The following is a 14295-nucleotide window of genomic DNA, read 5'->3' as shown; positions in this document are numbered from 1 at the left end:
GCAAGATTCTCTTCGTGACGGGGGCGGCGGTGGGCTACGTGCTCGGCACGCGCGCCGGTCGCAAGCGTTACGACCAGATGAAGTCGGCCGCCCTCAAGGTCTGGGAGTCGCCGGGGGTGCAAAAGCAGGTGAACGCCGTCGAGGACTTCGTCGCCGAGAAGATCGGCGAGGCTCCCGAGGCGCTCTACGTCACGATCAAGAAGGCCGTGGTCCGGGCGAACGATCGCCGCAAGGAGGCTCGTGCCGACTCCCGCACGACGGGGGTGGCCGTCGTCGCCGTCACGCGAGATGATCCTGACGAAGTGATCCGGTAGCGCGCAGTACGAGTGTCACGGAAGGGCGGTGAGCCGATGACCGATCGGGAACGTGCCAGATCGCAGTCGCTCGGTGAGCTGATCGCGTCGCTCCCGCGGCTGCTGATCCAGCTCGTCAAGGCCGAGCTGGCGAACCTGAAGGCCGAGTACGCCGAGAAGGCGAAGTATGCCGGGATCGGCATAGGGCTCTTCGTGGTGGCCGCGGCCTTCCTCTTCTTCGCGCTCGGCGTGCTCGTCGCCGCGGCGATCCTCGGGCTCGCGCTCGTGCTGCCCGGCTGGGCTGCAGCGCTCATCGTTTTCGGCGGCCTCGTCCTCATCGCGGTGATCCTCGCGCTGATCGGCGTCGGCTCGCTGAAGCGGGTGGATGGCGCGGCGCCCAAGGAGACCATCGCCAGCGTCAAGTCCGACATCGACGCCGTGAAGGGGCTGGGCAAGTATGACAACTGACCGAAGCGGCGTCGAGAAGGCCCGGGCCGACCTGGCCGCGACCATCGACGCCATCCAGTACAAGGTCAACGTGCCCGCGCGGGCGTCCGAGCGGTTCCGGCGGCTCCGCGACGACAACCCGCTCGCGCTCGTCGGCATCGCGGTCGGGGTGGCCGTCGTCGTGGGAGGCGCGGTCTGGGGGATCGTCGCCGCCTCCCGCCGCTGACCCTGGTTTTTGCCTTCTCAGCTTTGCGAGGGAGACTGTCGGTATGAGTACCCCGGCTGCCGTTCCGGCAGAGTCGACCACCCCCGAAGACACCGCCCCCGAAAGCCCCAGCGGCTTCACCCTGTGGGCCGTCCTGCGCCGTGACCCCGCCCGTCCCGACGACCTCGACGGCACCGACGTCCCCAAGGCCGTCCAGGAGCTCGAAGGCGTCATCGCCGACATCGAGCTGCAGGGCGTCGTGACCCGCGGACTCTACGACGTGAGCGGCCTCAAGGCCGACGCCGACATCATGATCTGGCTGCACGGCCCGGAGGCCGAGACGCTGCAGTGGGGTCTCCGCCAGCTCCGCCGCACCCGTCTGTTCAAGGCGCTCCTCCCGACCTGGAACGCGATGGGCGTGCACCGCGACGCCGAGTTCAACCGCTCGCACGTCCCCGGCTTCCTGCGCGGCAAGGAGCCGAAGGGCTGGCTGTGCGTCTACCCGTTCGTGCGCAGCTATGAGTGGTACCTGCTGCCCGACGCCGACCGCTCGAAGATGCTCGCCGAGCACGGCCGCAAGGGCGCGGCGTTCCGCGGGGTGCTGGCCAACACGGTCGCCGCGTTCGCGCTCGGCGACTACGAGTGGATCCTGCCGCTGGAGGCCGACGAACTGACCGACCTGGTCGACGTGATGCGCGACCTCCGCTACACCGAGGCCCGCCGCCATGTGCGCGAAGAGGTCCCGTTCTACACCGGCCGCCGCATCCAGCCCGCCGAGGTCGTCGAGGTGCTGCAGTGACGGACACGACCGCCGTTCCGCGGGTGCTCGGCGCGACCGCCGCCGCCGCGTCCGGTCCCGAGCACGTGACCGAGCCGGTCGCGTACGACGCGATCCTCCTCGCCGGCTTCGGCGGCCCGGAGGGTCAGGACGACGTCATCCCGTTCCTCCGCAACGTGACCCGAGGCCGCGGCATCCCCGAAGAGCGCCTGGAGGAGGTCGCCCACCACTACCGCCACTTCGGCGGCGTGAGCCCGATCAACGACCAGAACCGCGAGCTGAAGGCCGCGCTGGAGGCCGAGCTCGCCTCGCGCGGCATCGACCTCCCCGTGCTGTGGGGCAACCGCAACTGGGACCCGTACCTGGAGGACGCCCTGGCCGAGGCGCAGGAGCGCGGCCTCACCAAGCTGATCGCCATCGCGACGAGCGCGTACTCCTCCTATTCGAGCTGCCGCCAGTACCGCGAGGACTTCGCCCGCGTGCTGGAGGAGAAGGGCCTGGAGGGCACCATCCAGATCGACAAGGTGCGCCAGTTCTTCGACCACCCCGGCTTCGTGGAGCCGTTCATCGAGGGCGTCCGCAACGCGGTGGACGAGCTGCGCGAGCGCATCCCGGGCATCGACCCGGCGACCGAGATCCGCATCCTGTACTCGACGCACTCCATCCCGTCGACGGACGCCGCCAAGTCCGGCCCGGCCGACCGCGGCTTCGGTGAGGGCGGCGCCTACGCGGCCCAGCACCTGGCCGTCGCGGAGGTCGTCTCGCAGGAGGCCGCCGGCGGCGTCATCGGCTGGGACCTGGTCTACCAGTCCCGCTCCGGCCCGCCGTCGATGCCGTGGCTGGAGCCCGACATCAACGACCGCATCGCTGAGCTCCCGGCGCTCGGCGTCAAGGCCGTCATCATCGTCCCGCTCGGCTTCGTCAGCGACCACATGGAGGTGCTCTGGGACCTCGACAACGAGGCGATGGAGACCAGCGAGGAGAACGGCCTCGTAGCCGTCCGCGTGCCCACCCCCGGCACCCACGCCCGTTACGTGAAGGGCCTGGTCGACCTCGTCCTGGAGCGCCGCGACGGCGACCCGGTCGAGCAGCGTCCGGCGCTGACCACGCTCGGCCCCTGGTACGACGTGTGCCGCCCGGGATGCTGCGAGAACGTCCGCCTCGGCTTCAAGCCCGCGGCCGCTGGACTCGCGCCGTGAGCGGCACGGTGAGCAGGGCCGAGGGCGCGTCCGCGCGTCGCGTCGGCGTGCTGCGCATCGGCACGCGGGGCAGCGCGCTCGCGGTCGCGCAGACGACCGCCGTCGCCGAGTCGATCGCGCGGGCGACCGGGCTCGACATCGAGCTCGTCACGATCACCACGCACGGCGACACCTCGCGCGAGTCGCTGTCGGAGCTCGGCGGCACGGGGGTGTTCGCCACCGCGCTGCGGGAGGCCCTTCTCGCGGACGAGTGCGACCTCCTCGTCCACTCGCTCAAGGACCTGCCGACCGCGCCGGCGCCCGGGCTCGTCATCGGCGCCGTCCCCAAGCGTGCCGACGCCCGGGACGCCCTGTGCGCCCGTGACGGCCTGACGCTCGACACGCTGCCGGAGGGCGCGAAGGTGGGCACCGGCTCGCCGCGCCGGGTCGCCCAGCTCAAGTCGGTGCGCCCGGACCTGGAGGTCGTGGACATCCGCGGCAACGTGGACACCCGGCTCGGCAGGGTGGCAGAGGGCGACCTCGACGCCGTCGTGCTCGCCGCCGCGGGCCTCGGCCGGCTCGGCCGCCTCGACGCGGTGACCGACTTCTTCGCGCTGTCGCAGGTGCCGACCGCTCCCGGCCAGGGCGCGCTCGCGCTGGAGGTCCGCTCGGGCGAGCAGACCGGCCGCGGCGACGTCGCCCGCGCGCTGAAGGCCGTCGACCACGCGACCACGCACGCGTGCGCGACCGCCGAGCGCGCCGTGCTCGCCGGGCTCGAAGCCGGCTGCGCCGCCCCGATCGGCGCGTCCGCGCTGGTCGACGACGGCCTCCTGTTCCTGACAGCCACCGTGTACCGCCCGGACGGGACCGAGCGGCTCACGGCATCCCACGCCGCCACTCCGGACTCCTTCGGCCTCGCCGACCTCGACGAGGCCGCGCGCGAGGTCGGCGCCCGCGTGGTGGCCGAACTGCTCGGCGCGGGGGCCGCCGACCTGGCCCCGCTCGGGAGCGAATGATGCCCTCCACGCCGTCCTCTCCGAAGCCGCTCGCCGGCTGGCGGGTGCTCGTGCCCCGGGGAGGGCCGTGGGGCGACTCGGTCGCCGCCGACCTCCGCGCCAAGGGCGCCTCGCCGGTGGTGGCCGCGATGATCAACTTCGCGCCGACCGCCGACGCCCCCGCCCTGGAGGCCGCCCTCGCGCGGCTCGCGGCCGGCGGCTTCGACTGGGTGACGGTCACCAGCGCCACCACGGTCGACGTGCTGAGCGCCGCCCGCGCGGTCGTCCCGCCCTCCACCCGGATCGCGGCCGTCGGCGAGACCACCGCCGCCGCGCTGGCCGCCGCCGGGTACGCGGTCGACCTGGTCCCGGCCGAGGACAACTCCGCGCGCGGACTGCTCGCCGAGTGGGAGGCCGCGACCGAGGGCGTCGTCCCGCTGCGCATCCTCACCCTCCGCTCCGAGATCGCCAAGCCCCTCCTCACCGAGGGGCTGCGTCGTATCGGCCACGACGTGGAGTCCGTGGTGGCGTACCGGACCATCGGCATCCCGGTGCCGGATAACATCGTCGCCGACGTGCGCGAGGGCCTGGTGCAGGCCATCCTCGTCACGAGTGGCTCCGTGGCCGAGCAGGTGCAGGTGCAGCTCGGCCCGATCCCCGAGAGCACCCTCGTCGCGGCGATCGGTCCGCAGACCGCGCGGGATGCCCGCGAGTACGGCCTCCGCGTCGACGTGATCGCCGACGAGCGCACCGCGGCCTCCCTCATCGAGGCGGTCGCCGCCGCCGCGACCGCGAACCGGTCCGCCGCCTCCTGAGCGTGCGCGGGCACCCGGTGGTGCGGCGTAGGCTGGGGAGAGTGAGTGAGTTGCATCCCGTCGTACGGCCCCGGCGCCTCCGGCAGTCACCTGCCATGCGCCGTCTGACGGCCGAGACCCGCCTCCATCCGGCCGAGCTGATCCTCCCGCTGTTCGTGCGGGAGGGCGCCACCGAACCGCAGCCGATCGGCTCCATGCCCGGCGTCGTGCAGCACAGCCTCGACTCCCTGAAGCGCGCAGCCGTGGAGGCCGCGGAGGCCGGCGTCGGCGGCGTCATGCTCTTCGGCGTCCCGGAGACCCGCGACGCGACCGGCACCGCCGCGACCGACCCGGACGGCATCCTCAACGTCGCCACCCGCGCGCTCGCCTCCGAGGTGGGCGACGCGCTCGTCGTCCAGACCGACCTCTGCCTGGACGAGTTCACCGACCACGGCCACTGCGGCGTGCTCGACGGCGAGGGCCACGTCGACAACGACGCCACCCTGCTGCGCTACCGGGACATGGCCATCGCGCAGGCGGAGGCCGGCTCGCAGCTCCTCGGCCTGAGCGGGATGATGGACGGCCAGGTCACCGCCGTGCGCGACGCGCTCGACGCCGCCGGCCGCATCGACGTCGTCATCCTCGCCTACGCCGCCAAGTACGCGTCCGGCTTCTACGGCCCGTTCCGGGAAGCCGTCGACTCGCAGCTCTCCGGCGACCGCCGCGCCTACCAGCAGGACCCGGCCAACCGCCGCGAGGGCCTGCGCGAGGCGCAGCTCGACCTCGACGAGGGCGCCGACATCCTCATGGTGAAGCCGGCCCTCAGCTACCTCGACGTCCTCAGCGACGTCGCCGCCATCAGCGACGTGCCGGTCTGGGCCTACCAGGTCTCCGGCGAGTACGCGATGGTGGAGGCCGCAGCCGCGAACGGCTGGATCGACCGCGAGCGCGTCATCGAGGAGACCCTGATCGGCACGCGCCGTGCGGGCGCCGACGCAGTGCTCACCTACTGGGCGACCGAGGTCGCGGGATGGCTGCGATGAACGACACCGACTCTCAGGACCTGCAGGGCCTTGCCGACGACGCCGCGCTCGGCGACATCAACCTGGCGCAGTTCGAGCGCGCCCAGCGTGTGATCCCCGGCGGCGTGAACTCCCCGGTCCGCGCCTTCCGCTCGGTCGGCGGCACGCCGCGCTTCATGGTGTCGGCGCACGGCCCCTACATCGTGGACGCGCAGGGGCGCGAGTACGTCGACCTGGTCGCGTCGTGGGGTCCGGCGATCCTCGGCCACGCGCATCCGGCCGTGATCGACGCCGTGCAGGCGGCCGCCGGACGCGGGCTCTCGTTCGGCGCCTCCACGCCGGCCGAGACCGAACTGGCGGAGGCCGTGCTCGGACGGGTGCCCTTCATCGACAAGCTGCGGCTCGTCTCCACCGGCACCGAGGCGACCATGACCGCGATCCGCCTGGCGCGCGGCTTCACCGGCCGTCCGCTGCTGATCAAGTTCGCCGGCCACTACCACGGCCACTCGGACAGCCTGCTCGCCGAGGCCGGATCGGGCCTCGCGACGCTGTCGCTGCCGGGCTCCGCGGGCGTCACCGAGGCGACGGCCGCGCAGACGCTGGTCCTCCCGTACAACGACCTGGACGCCGTGCGCGCCGCCTTCGAGGCGAACGGCCCGGACATCGCGGCCGTGATCACCGAGGCCGCCGCCGCGAACATGGGCGTCGTCGCCCCCGACGAGGGCTTCAACGCCGCGCTGACCGACCTGGCCCACGAGTACGGCGCGCTGCTCATCCTCGACGAGGTGCTCACCGGTTTCCGCGTGAGCGAGGCAGGGTACTGGGGCCTAGACCGCGGCTACACGCCCGATCTGGTCACCTTCGGCAAGGTCATCGGCGGCGGGATGCCGCTGGCGGCCGTCGGCGGACGCGCGGAGCTCATGGACTTCCTCGCCCCGACCGGCCCGGTCTACCAGGCCGGCACCCTCTCCGGGAACCCGGTCGCGGTCGCCGCCGGCCTCGCCACGCTGGCGCACGCCGACGAGGCGGTCTACGACCGGCTGGATGTCGTGGCCGAGACCCTGTCGAGCGCTGTCTCCGACGCTCTGGCCGCGGAGGGCGTCGCCCACCGCGTGCAGCGCGCGGGCAACCTGTTCAGCTTCGTCTTCGGCGACTTCGCGGCCGCGCCGCGGACCTACGCCGAGGTGCAGTCGCAGGAGGCGTTCCGCTACCGGCCGTTCTTCCACGCGATGCTCGACGCGGGCGTCTCGCTGCCGCCGAGCGTCTTCGAGGCGTGGTTCGTCACCGCCGCCCACGACGACACCGCCGTCGACCGCATCCTCACCGCCCTCCCCGCCGCCGCCCGCGCCGCCGCAACCGCTCACCCCGCCTGACCCCTACCGCCGAAGGGCACGTTGTTGTCACTTTTCGGGCGCAAAAGTGACAACGACGTGCCCCTCGACTACTCGTCGGACGCGGAGGGGGTGCGGGAGAGGGATTCTACGTAGGTGTACGTCGCGGAACTCGGCCAGCCGTCGGCGTCGAGGAGGGCGTAGACGTCGAACGTGAGGGCCCCGCCGCCGCCGGCGGCGCGCCGCAGCGTGCGCGGCGGGACGTCCGACGACGCCCGCACCGTCACCGTCTGCGGGTCGACGCCCGAACGGAGAAGGCGGGCGTGGAAGGTGGTGGTTCGGGTCACCGGTCCACCTTCTCACACCCGCCCGGAGTGCTGTCCGCCTAGGCTTGCCCGTGCGATTCGCGCGAGCGGCGGGACAGCGAGTCGATGATCACGGCGAGCAGCAGCACCGCTCCGGTGATCATGAAGCGGTACGACGAGTCCAGGTTGAGCAGCGTCAGACCGTTCGAGATCGACTGGATCACCAGGATGCCGAGCAGCGCCGACCACGCCGATCCGCGGCCGCCGAAGAGGCTCGTCCCGCCGATGACCGCCGCCGCGATCGCGTTCAGGTTGGTGTCGGTGCCACCGGACGACGCGCTCACCGACGCGAGGCGGGCCGCCGCGAGCAGTCCGCCGATGGCGGCGAAGGTCGAACACAGGATGAACACGCTGATGAACACCCGGTTCACCTTGATACCGGCTCGGCGTGCGGCCTCCACGGACCCGCCGACGGCGAACACCGAGCGGCCCCACTTGGTACGGGTCAGGAAGAAGTTCATCACGATCACCAGCACCACGAACAGCAGGAACATCGCTCCCGTGCCGCGGTCGGTGGAGAGGTACCAGACGGCGATGCAGAGGCCGACGAGCAGCAGCACGGCCTTGATCAGCACGACGGCCATCGAGCCTTCGGACAGGCCGGCGCGGCGACGGCGGGCGTTGCGGCGCCAGTCCGACCAGAACATCGCGATCGCGGCGATCGCGGCGAGGGCGTAGGCCGCCCACGGCGGCAGGAAGGTCTGCTGCGCGAACTTCACGATCCACGAGTCGTAGGGGATGTTGATCGAGCTGTTCGGCCCGAGGATCCAGAGCTGCACGCCCAGGAAGCCCAGGAGGCCGGCCAGCGTGATGACGAAGCTCGGGACGCCGAACCGCGTGAACAGCAGGCCGTAGAGGTAGCCGATCGCCGAGCCCGCGAGGATCGCGACGATCACGGTCAGCGCGAGGGGCCAGTGGAGCTGTGTGAACCCGACGCCGAGGATCGCCGCCGCGACACCGCTGACCGAGCCGACCGAGAGGTCGATCTGCCCGAGCAGCAGCACCAGCACGATGCCGATCGAGATGGTGCCGATCGCAGCGCACTGCAGGGTCAGGTTGACCAGGTTGTTCGCGCTGAGGAAGTTCGGGTTCAGGATCTGGAACACGACCCAGATCACGATCAGCCCGACGACGACGGGCAGCGAGCCGAGGTCGCCGCCGCGCACCCGGCGCCCGAAGGCGCGCACCGCGCCACTGAGCCCCTCCTCGCGGATGAGTCGTTCGTCCTGGAGGTCGGCCGCGATCTGGGCCGGAGTCTCTGGTGCCTTGGTCATCAGGCCTGGTTCCCTTCGCTGTTCTCCACGCGCTCGACGCGCTCCTCGATGCGTTCTGCCCGCTGCGCGACGACGTTGTCGGTGGCGCCGGTGATCGCCGAGATGATCTCTTCGTAGCTGACGTCGGGGACCCGGAAGTCCCCGTTGTTGCGGCCGAGCCGGAGCACGGCGACCCGGTCGGCGACCGCCTGGACGTCCGCCATGTTGTGGCTGATCAGGATGACCCCGAGGCCGCGCTCGCGCAGGCGCTCGATGAGGTTCAGCACCTCGGCGGTCTGAGCGACGCCGAGGGCGGCCGTCGGCTCGTCGAGGATGACGACGCGCGGCTCGCCGATCAGCGAGCGGGCGATCGCGACGGTCTGGCGCTGGCCTCCGGAGAGCGACGCGACCGCGATGCGCACCGACGGGATACGGGCCGAGAGCTGCCGCAGCAGGCTCCACGACCGCTTCTCCATCTCCTCCTCGTCGAGCGTTCCTCGGGTGATCTCCCGTCCGAGGAAGAGATTGGACACGACGTCCAGGTTGTCGCACAGCGCGAGGTCCTGGAACACCGTGGCGATGCCGAGCCCGCGGGACGCCGCGGGCGACGGGATGTGGACGTCCTGACCGTCGAACGTGATCGTCCCCGCGTCCTGCGGGTGGACCCCGGCGAGGATCTTGACCAGGGTCGACTTCCCCGCTCCGTTGTCGCCGACGAGGGCGACGACCTCCCCCGGGTAGACGTCGAGGTGGATGTCGGTGAGCGCCTGCACGGCTCCGAACCCCTTCGACACCCCCCGTAGCGAGAGGACGGGCTGTCGGCTGGACCGCTCCTGGTCGGTGACCGGGGATTCCATCGTCACGGCGTTCTCCTTCGGGCCTGACGCGTCGTGCGCGTGTAGCTGTCGGTGCTTGGGCTAACTGTATGGCGGAACCACCCGGCCCGGGGATGCGGGATTCCGCAACTCCGGGCCGGGTGGCCCCAGGTGAATCGGTTGTGTTACTTGATGCCGTACTTGTCGCACGCCGTCTTGTAGTCCGCGGTGCAGATCTTCGAGGCGGAGTCGGGACCGTAGAACTCGTCCTTCACGACCGTGGACTCGATGTTGTCCGTGGTCACCGCGACCGGGGTCAGCAGGATGGACGCGATCTTGGCGCCGCCGGCCGTGGCGACCTCGGAGGTCTGCTCGGACGGCTTCTGGCCCTTGGTCAGAGCGATGGCGAGCGTCGCCGCCTGCTCGGCCTCCGGCTTCAGCGCCTTGTAGACGGTCATGTACTGGTCGCCGGCGAGGATCCGCTGGATGCCCGCGAGCTCAGCGTCCTGACCGGTCGTCGGGGGCAGCGGGCTCAGGTTGGCCGCCTTCATGGCCGCGATCGCGCCACCGCCGGTGCCGTCGTTCGCCGCGTAGACGCCCTTGATCTGGTTCTTGAACTGCGAGACCTGACCGGACACCCAGTCCTGGGCCTTGGCGGGGTCCCATCCTGGGGTGTCGAACTCGGCCAGCACCTTGTAGCCGCTGGAGTCGATGACGCTGTGCGCGCCCTTCTTGAAGAGGGTCGCGTTGTTGTCCGTCGGCGAGCCGTTGACCATCAGGATTCCGGACCCGGAGGGCACGTTGTCCTTCTTCAGCTTGTCGACGAGCGCCTGGGCCTGAAGCTGTCCGACCTTCTCGTTGTCGAACGAGATGTAGTAGTTCAGGTCGGGGCTGTTGATGAGACGGTCGTAGGAGATGACCGGGATGTTCTTGGCCTTCGCCTCGCCGACGATCGACGCGGCGGCCTCGCCGTCGAACGGGTCGAGGACGAGCACCTTGACACCCTGGGTCAGCATCGACTCGGCCTGCTGCTGCTGCTTGCTGGCGTCGCCGTCCGCGTTCGCGTACAGGACGGTGCAGCCGGAGCAGAGCGACTTGACCTTCGCCTCGAAGTACGGCTTGTCCGCGGCTTCGTAGCGGGCGGTGACCGAGTCGGGCAGGAGGAGGCCGATCTTGGCGTTCGCGGCGCCCGACGCGTTGTTCGTCGAGGAGTTGCCGGAACCGTTCGAGCAGGCTGTGAGGGTGAGGGCTGTGGCCAGGATCGCGGCGGACGCCATGACCGCTCTCTTGGTGGCGATCTTCATTGAAAAACCTCCGATTCGAGGCCGCCGACGTTGGCGGCTGGGTTGAGTGTGTCAAAGCCCGGCCTTTGGCGTCAATACTTGAATTCAAGCTTTCGATAACGGTTCGTCACGGACGGGGGTCAATGGGGGACACGCGGGCCGCGAGCGGTCAGACGGCGACCCCCACGCTCGTGATCGAGACGCTGTCGACCGCGTGGGCCACGGCGCCGAGCGTGGCCGCCCGCACGCCGAGCTGGCCCTGGACGATGTCGGGCATGAGGTCCTGGTTCACGATGATGGATCGCTCGACGGCGTGCCGCATCGGACCGAGCAGCAGCTCTCCCGCGCGGGCGAGCTCGCCGCCCACCACGACCCGCTCCGGGTCGAGCAGGTTGCAGAGGTTCGCCGTCGCGATGCCGATGTGCCGCCCGGCGTCCGCGATCGCCCGGATGCAGCGGGCGTCGCCGGCCATCGCCTGCAGGACGACGTCGCCGAGCTTCAGGCTGCCGAGGTGGTCGCGCAGCTCGTCCAGGATCGCGGGGCCGCCGGCGATGGCCTCCAGGCAGCCGCGGTTGCCGCAGCGGCAGAGCGGCCCGTTCTCCCGGATCGTGGTGTGGCCGAACTCGCCCGCGACGCCGTTGTTGCCCCGGAAGAGCTGGCCGTTCAGGAGGAGCCCCGCCCCGATCCCGTCGCCGACGTCGAGGGTGATCGACGTGCGCTTGCCGCGGCCCGCGCCGAGCCGCGACTCCGCCAGGGCCGTGAGGTTGGCGGCGTTGTCGATGAAGACCGGGCGCTTCACCCTGCGCTCCAGGGCCTCCGCGATCACCACGCCGTCCCAGCCGCGCATGATGCCGCTGCGCGCGATCGTGCCGGTGGCCCGGTCGAGCGGCGCCGGCACTGCGAGGCCGACCGCCAGCACCTCGTCGCGGGAGGCGTCGACCGAGTCGAGCATGTCGTTCAGCAGCAACGCGACCTTGTCGAGCTCGTTGTCCGCGCGGTGGTCCTTGGCCAGCGGCATGTGGTTCTCGGCGACGACCGTGTTCGCCACGTCGGCCAGCGCGACGCGCAGGTGCCGGGTGGAGAAGTGGACGCCGACCACGAGCCCGAGCGCGTGGGCGAGGGTGACGTGCTGGGCGCGCCGTCCCGAGCGGATGCTCTGCGCGGTGTGCAGCACGCCGGAGGTGGCGAGCTCCTTGACGATGTTGGAGACCGTGGCGGGGGAGAGTCCCGTCGCCCCGGCCAGCTCGACCTGCGTCAGGCCGCCGTGCTTCTTGATGGCGTCGACGATCCGAGCCCGGTTGGCTTCACGAAGTGAAGTCTGCGAGCCCGGAGTTCGCCGCTGCGTTGCCACGACGAGAAGGATACATGCCGCCCGGCAAAGCGGATCATGAGAGTCCTGCGACCGCTGCGCGCCGTCCGTCGCGCCCCTCCAAGCCAACGGTTACGGGTTTGTGAGGTTCACGACCCCCGTCGGCCCCGGTCGGCGGGCAGGATAGAGCTATGGCCGACCTGCACGTTCACCCCGACCGCCTGGAGATCCACCTCACCCGGGCCGAGAAGGTGCTCTCCGTGCGTCGGGAGGATCTGGTGATCCCGCGGGAGAGCATCCGATCGGTCGCGATCACGGAGGACCCGTGGATCTGGATCCGCGGCATCCGCGCCCCGGGAGCCGCCGTCCCGCTCACGCTGTCGGTCGGGACGTGGAAGTTCCACGGCGGCAAGGACTTCCTGCTGATCAAGGGCAAGCAGCGCGCCGCGGTGGTCGTGGACCTCGACGGCGAGGAATTCTCCCGCGTGATCGTCTCGACACCGCACGCCGCGAAGCTGGTGGAGGCGCTGCGCGTGGACGTGGGCGAGATCCCGGCCGACGGGGAGATCATCGACTGACCGCCGGGCGCACCTCACCCCGCGTGCGCGACCGAGAACAGCACCAGCCCCACCAGCGGCGGCACCCCCTGCAGCAGTGCCGCGCCCCAGAACCGCCGCCCGGTCGTGAGCAGCACGATCGCCGCCAGCACCATGCACGCCCCGGTGAAGAACATCAGCCCGAAGCCGACGTGCCGCAGGGTCGTCCAGTAGAGCACGAGCCCGACCGCGGCGCCGCCCGCGAGGAACAGGTTGTAGAACCCCTGGTTGTAGGCCATCGGCCGCACCACGTCGGCGTCCCGCTGCGTCGTGAGCCCGAATCGCCGCCAGACGTTCGGCGACGACCACAGCATGCTCTCCATCGCGAAGAACACGAGGTGCACGACGGCCGCGAGCGCGATGAGGGCGGAGCCGAGGATCGTCATGGGGGGAGACTACGCTGCGTGGTGATGGAATCGCTGCAGGCATCCTGCGCCATCTCCGGGGGCGGCCCCGCCGGGATGATGCTCGGGCTGATCCTCGCCCGCGCCGGGCTCGACGTGGTCGTGCTGGAGAAGCACGCCGACTTCTTCCGCGACTTCCGCGGCGACACCATCCACCCGTCGACGGTCGGCGTGCTCGGCGAGCTCGGGCTGCGGGACGCGTTCCTCGGCCTCCCGCACACCAGCATCCGCACGCTCGACGCGGTGGTCGACGGCACCCGGCTGCATCCGATCGACTTCGGGAGGCTGCCGCCGCCGGACGACTTCCTCGTCCTCGCGCCGCAGTGGGACTTCCTGACCTTCCTCGCCGAGCAGGCGGAGCGGTATCCGAACTTCCGGCTGCTCATGCGGACCGAGGCGACCGGGCTGATCCGCGACGGCGACGTCGTGCGGGGGCTCTCCGCCGAGGGGCCGGACGGTCCCGTGCGGGTGGAGGCCGACCTCACCGTCGCGGCGGATGGCCGCGACTCCGTCCTCCGCGCCGCCGCGGGCCTGCGTCCCCGGCGGTTCGGCGTGCCCATCGACGTCATCTGGTTCCGCCTCCCGAAACCCGCGCAGACCCAGCCCTCGACGCTCGCCTACCTCGGCGACGGCGCGATGGTGATCACGATCGACCGCGGCGACTACTTCCAGACCGGCCTCGTGATCGCGAAGGGCGGCATCGACGCGCTGCGCTCCGCCGGTCTCCCGGCGTTCCGCTCGGCCGTGGCGGGTGCCGCGCCGTTCCTGCGCGAGCCGCTGGAGACCATCACCGACTGGGAGCCGCTCAAGCTGCTGAGCGTCCAGATCGACCGGCTGCCGCGCTGGTACCGGCACGGTTTCCTTGCCATCGGGGACGCCGCGCACGCGATGTCCCCGGCCTTCGGCGTCGGGGTCAACTACGCCGTGCAGGACGCCGTCGCCACCGCGAACGCGCTCGCCGCAGCGCTGCGCGACGGCCCCGTCGACCTCCGCCTCCTCGACGCCGTGCAGCGCCGCCGCCTCCCCCCGGTCGAGTGGATGCAGCGCATCCAGCTCGCCGCCCACCGCGGCATCTCCCGCCCCGGCGCCGGCCCGCTGCTCTCGCGCTCGCCGTCGCCCGCGCTGCGGCTGGCCATCGGCGCGGCGACTCCGGTCGCGCAACGCCTCACCGCACGCCTGATCGGCCGCGGCCTCCGGCCAGAGTCGGTCGTGCCGTCCCTGCGCTGA

17 protein-coding genes are annotated in these 14295 nt (G+C 71.4%); 11 read left to right on the top strand and 6 right to left on the bottom strand.

Going from position 1 to position 14295, the window contains the following annotated elements; all coding sequences use genetic code 11:
* Positions 1-14 precede the first annotated feature (14 nt).
* Genes ABCS02_RS26185 through hemL form a run of 9 tightly spaced genes read left to right on the top strand, consistent with a single transcriptional unit; the run spans position 15 to position 7085 of the window.
* The gene (locus tag ABCS02_RS26185) at positions 15-314 is read left to right on the top strand and encodes a hypothetical protein (RefSeq protein ID WP_345838643.1); all 300 of its coding nucleotides are present in this window, start codon (positions 15-17) and stop codon (positions 312-314) included.
* 36 nt (positions 315-350) lie between these two features.
* Positions 351-761, top strand: coding sequence for a phage holin family protein (locus ABCS02_RS26180; protein ID WP_345838642.1), 411 nt, complete (start codon positions 351-353; stop codon positions 759-761).
* Positions 751-966 (top strand): DUF3618 domain-containing protein, encoded by a 216-nt coding sequence (locus ABCS02_RS26175; RefSeq protein ID WP_345838641.1) that lies wholly within the window; start codon positions 751-753, stop codon positions 964-966. The genes ABCS02_RS26180 and ABCS02_RS26175 overlap by 11 nt, the downstream gene beginning before the upstream one ends.
* Before the next feature lie 43 nt (positions 967-1009).
* On the top strand, positions 1010-1744 hold the full coding sequence (gene hemQ / locus ABCS02_RS26170; RefSeq protein WP_345838640.1) for a hydrogen peroxide-dependent heme synthase: 735 nt from the start codon (positions 1010-1012) through the stop codon (positions 1742-1744).
* Complete coding sequence (locus tag ABCS02_RS26165) at positions 1741-2922, top strand: ferrochelatase (protein WP_345838639.1); 1182 nt, start codon at positions 1741-1743, stop codon at positions 2920-2922. The genes hemQ and ABCS02_RS26165 overlap by 4 nt, the downstream gene beginning before the upstream one ends.
* On the top strand, positions 2919-3917 hold the full coding sequence (gene hemC / locus ABCS02_RS26160; protein ID WP_345838638.1) for a hydroxymethylbilane synthase: 999 nt from the start codon (positions 2919-2921) through the stop codon (positions 3915-3917). Before ABCS02_RS26165 ends, hemC begins: the two co-directional genes overlap by 4 nt.
* A complete protein-coding gene (locus ABCS02_RS26155; RefSeq protein WP_345838637.1) occupies positions 3917-4711 on the top strand; it encodes a uroporphyrinogen-III synthase in 795 nt (264 codons plus the stop codon). Before hemC ends, ABCS02_RS26155 begins: the two co-directional genes overlap by 1 nt.
* 50 nt (positions 4712-4761) lie before the next feature.
* Positions 4762-5733 carry a porphobilinogen synthase gene (gene hemB / locus ABCS02_RS26150; RefSeq protein WP_345839168.1) on the top strand — a complete coding sequence of 324 codons (972 nt, stop codon included), beginning with the start codon at positions 4762-4764 and terminating at the stop codon, positions 5731-5733.
* Entirely contained in the window at positions 5730-7085 is a 1356-nt protein-coding gene (gene hemL / locus ABCS02_RS26145) for a glutamate-1-semialdehyde 2,1-aminomutase (protein ID WP_345838636.1), read from the top strand. The genes hemB and hemL overlap by 4 nt, the downstream gene beginning before the upstream one ends.
* 68 nt (positions 7086-7153) lie before the next feature.
* On the opposite strand, the gene ABCS02_RS26140 is transcribed toward hemL, so the two are convergent.
* The 5 genes from ABCS02_RS26140 to ABCS02_RS26120 all read right to left on the bottom strand — a co-directional run bounded on the left by ABCS02_RS26140 (position 7154) and on the right by ABCS02_RS26120 (position 12110).
* Entirely contained in the window at positions 7154-7390 is a 237-nt protein-coding gene (locus ABCS02_RS26140; protein ID WP_345838635.1) for a hypothetical protein, read from the bottom strand.
* Between the two features lie 38 nt (positions 7391-7428).
* Positions 7429-8682 carry a sugar ABC transporter permease gene (locus tag ABCS02_RS26135; protein WP_345838634.1) on the bottom strand — a complete coding sequence of 418 codons (1254 nt, stop codon included), beginning with the start codon at positions 8680-8682 and terminating at the stop codon, positions 7429-7431.
* Entirely contained in the window at positions 8682-9518 is an 837-nt protein-coding gene (locus ABCS02_RS26130; RefSeq protein WP_345839167.1) for an ATP-binding cassette domain-containing protein, read from the bottom strand. Before ABCS02_RS26130 ends, ABCS02_RS26135 begins: the two co-directional genes overlap by 1 nt.
* A 143-nt stretch (positions 9519-9661) precedes the next feature.
* Positions 9662-10780 (bottom strand): sugar ABC transporter substrate-binding protein, encoded by a 1119-nt coding sequence (locus ABCS02_RS26125; protein WP_345838633.1) that lies wholly within the window; start codon positions 10778-10780, stop codon positions 9662-9664.
* A gap of 148 nt (positions 10781-10928) precedes the next feature.
* Entirely contained in the window at positions 10929-12110 is a 1182-nt protein-coding gene (locus ABCS02_RS26120) for an ROK family transcriptional regulator (RefSeq protein WP_345838632.1), read from the bottom strand.
* Between the two features lie 149 nt (positions 12111-12259).
* On the opposite strand from ABCS02_RS26120, the gene ABCS02_RS26115 reads away from it, so the two are divergent.
* Positions 12260-12646, top strand: a complete 387-nt coding sequence (locus tag ABCS02_RS26115) for a hypothetical protein (protein ID WP_345838631.1) — start codon at positions 12260-12262, stop codon at positions 12644-12646.
* 14 nt (positions 12647-12660) lie between these two features.
* Here ABCS02_RS26115 and ABCS02_RS26110 read toward each other — a convergent pair whose 3' ends face one another.
* Positions 12661-13050, bottom strand: coding sequence for a DUF1304 domain-containing protein (locus ABCS02_RS26110; protein ID WP_345838630.1), 390 nt, complete (start codon positions 13048-13050; stop codon positions 12661-12663).
* Positions 13051-13074: 24 nt separating this feature from the next.
* Here ABCS02_RS26110 and ABCS02_RS26105 point away from each other — a divergent pair, with 24 nt between their 5' ends.
* Entirely contained in the window at positions 13075-14295 is a 1221-nt protein-coding gene (locus ABCS02_RS26105) for an FAD-dependent oxidoreductase (protein WP_345839166.1), read from the top strand.

Source organism: Microbacterium sp. X-17 (assembly GCF_039615055.1).
Note: the sequence above shows the minus strand (reverse complement) of the source record. Positions and strands in the feature narration are given on the sequence as shown.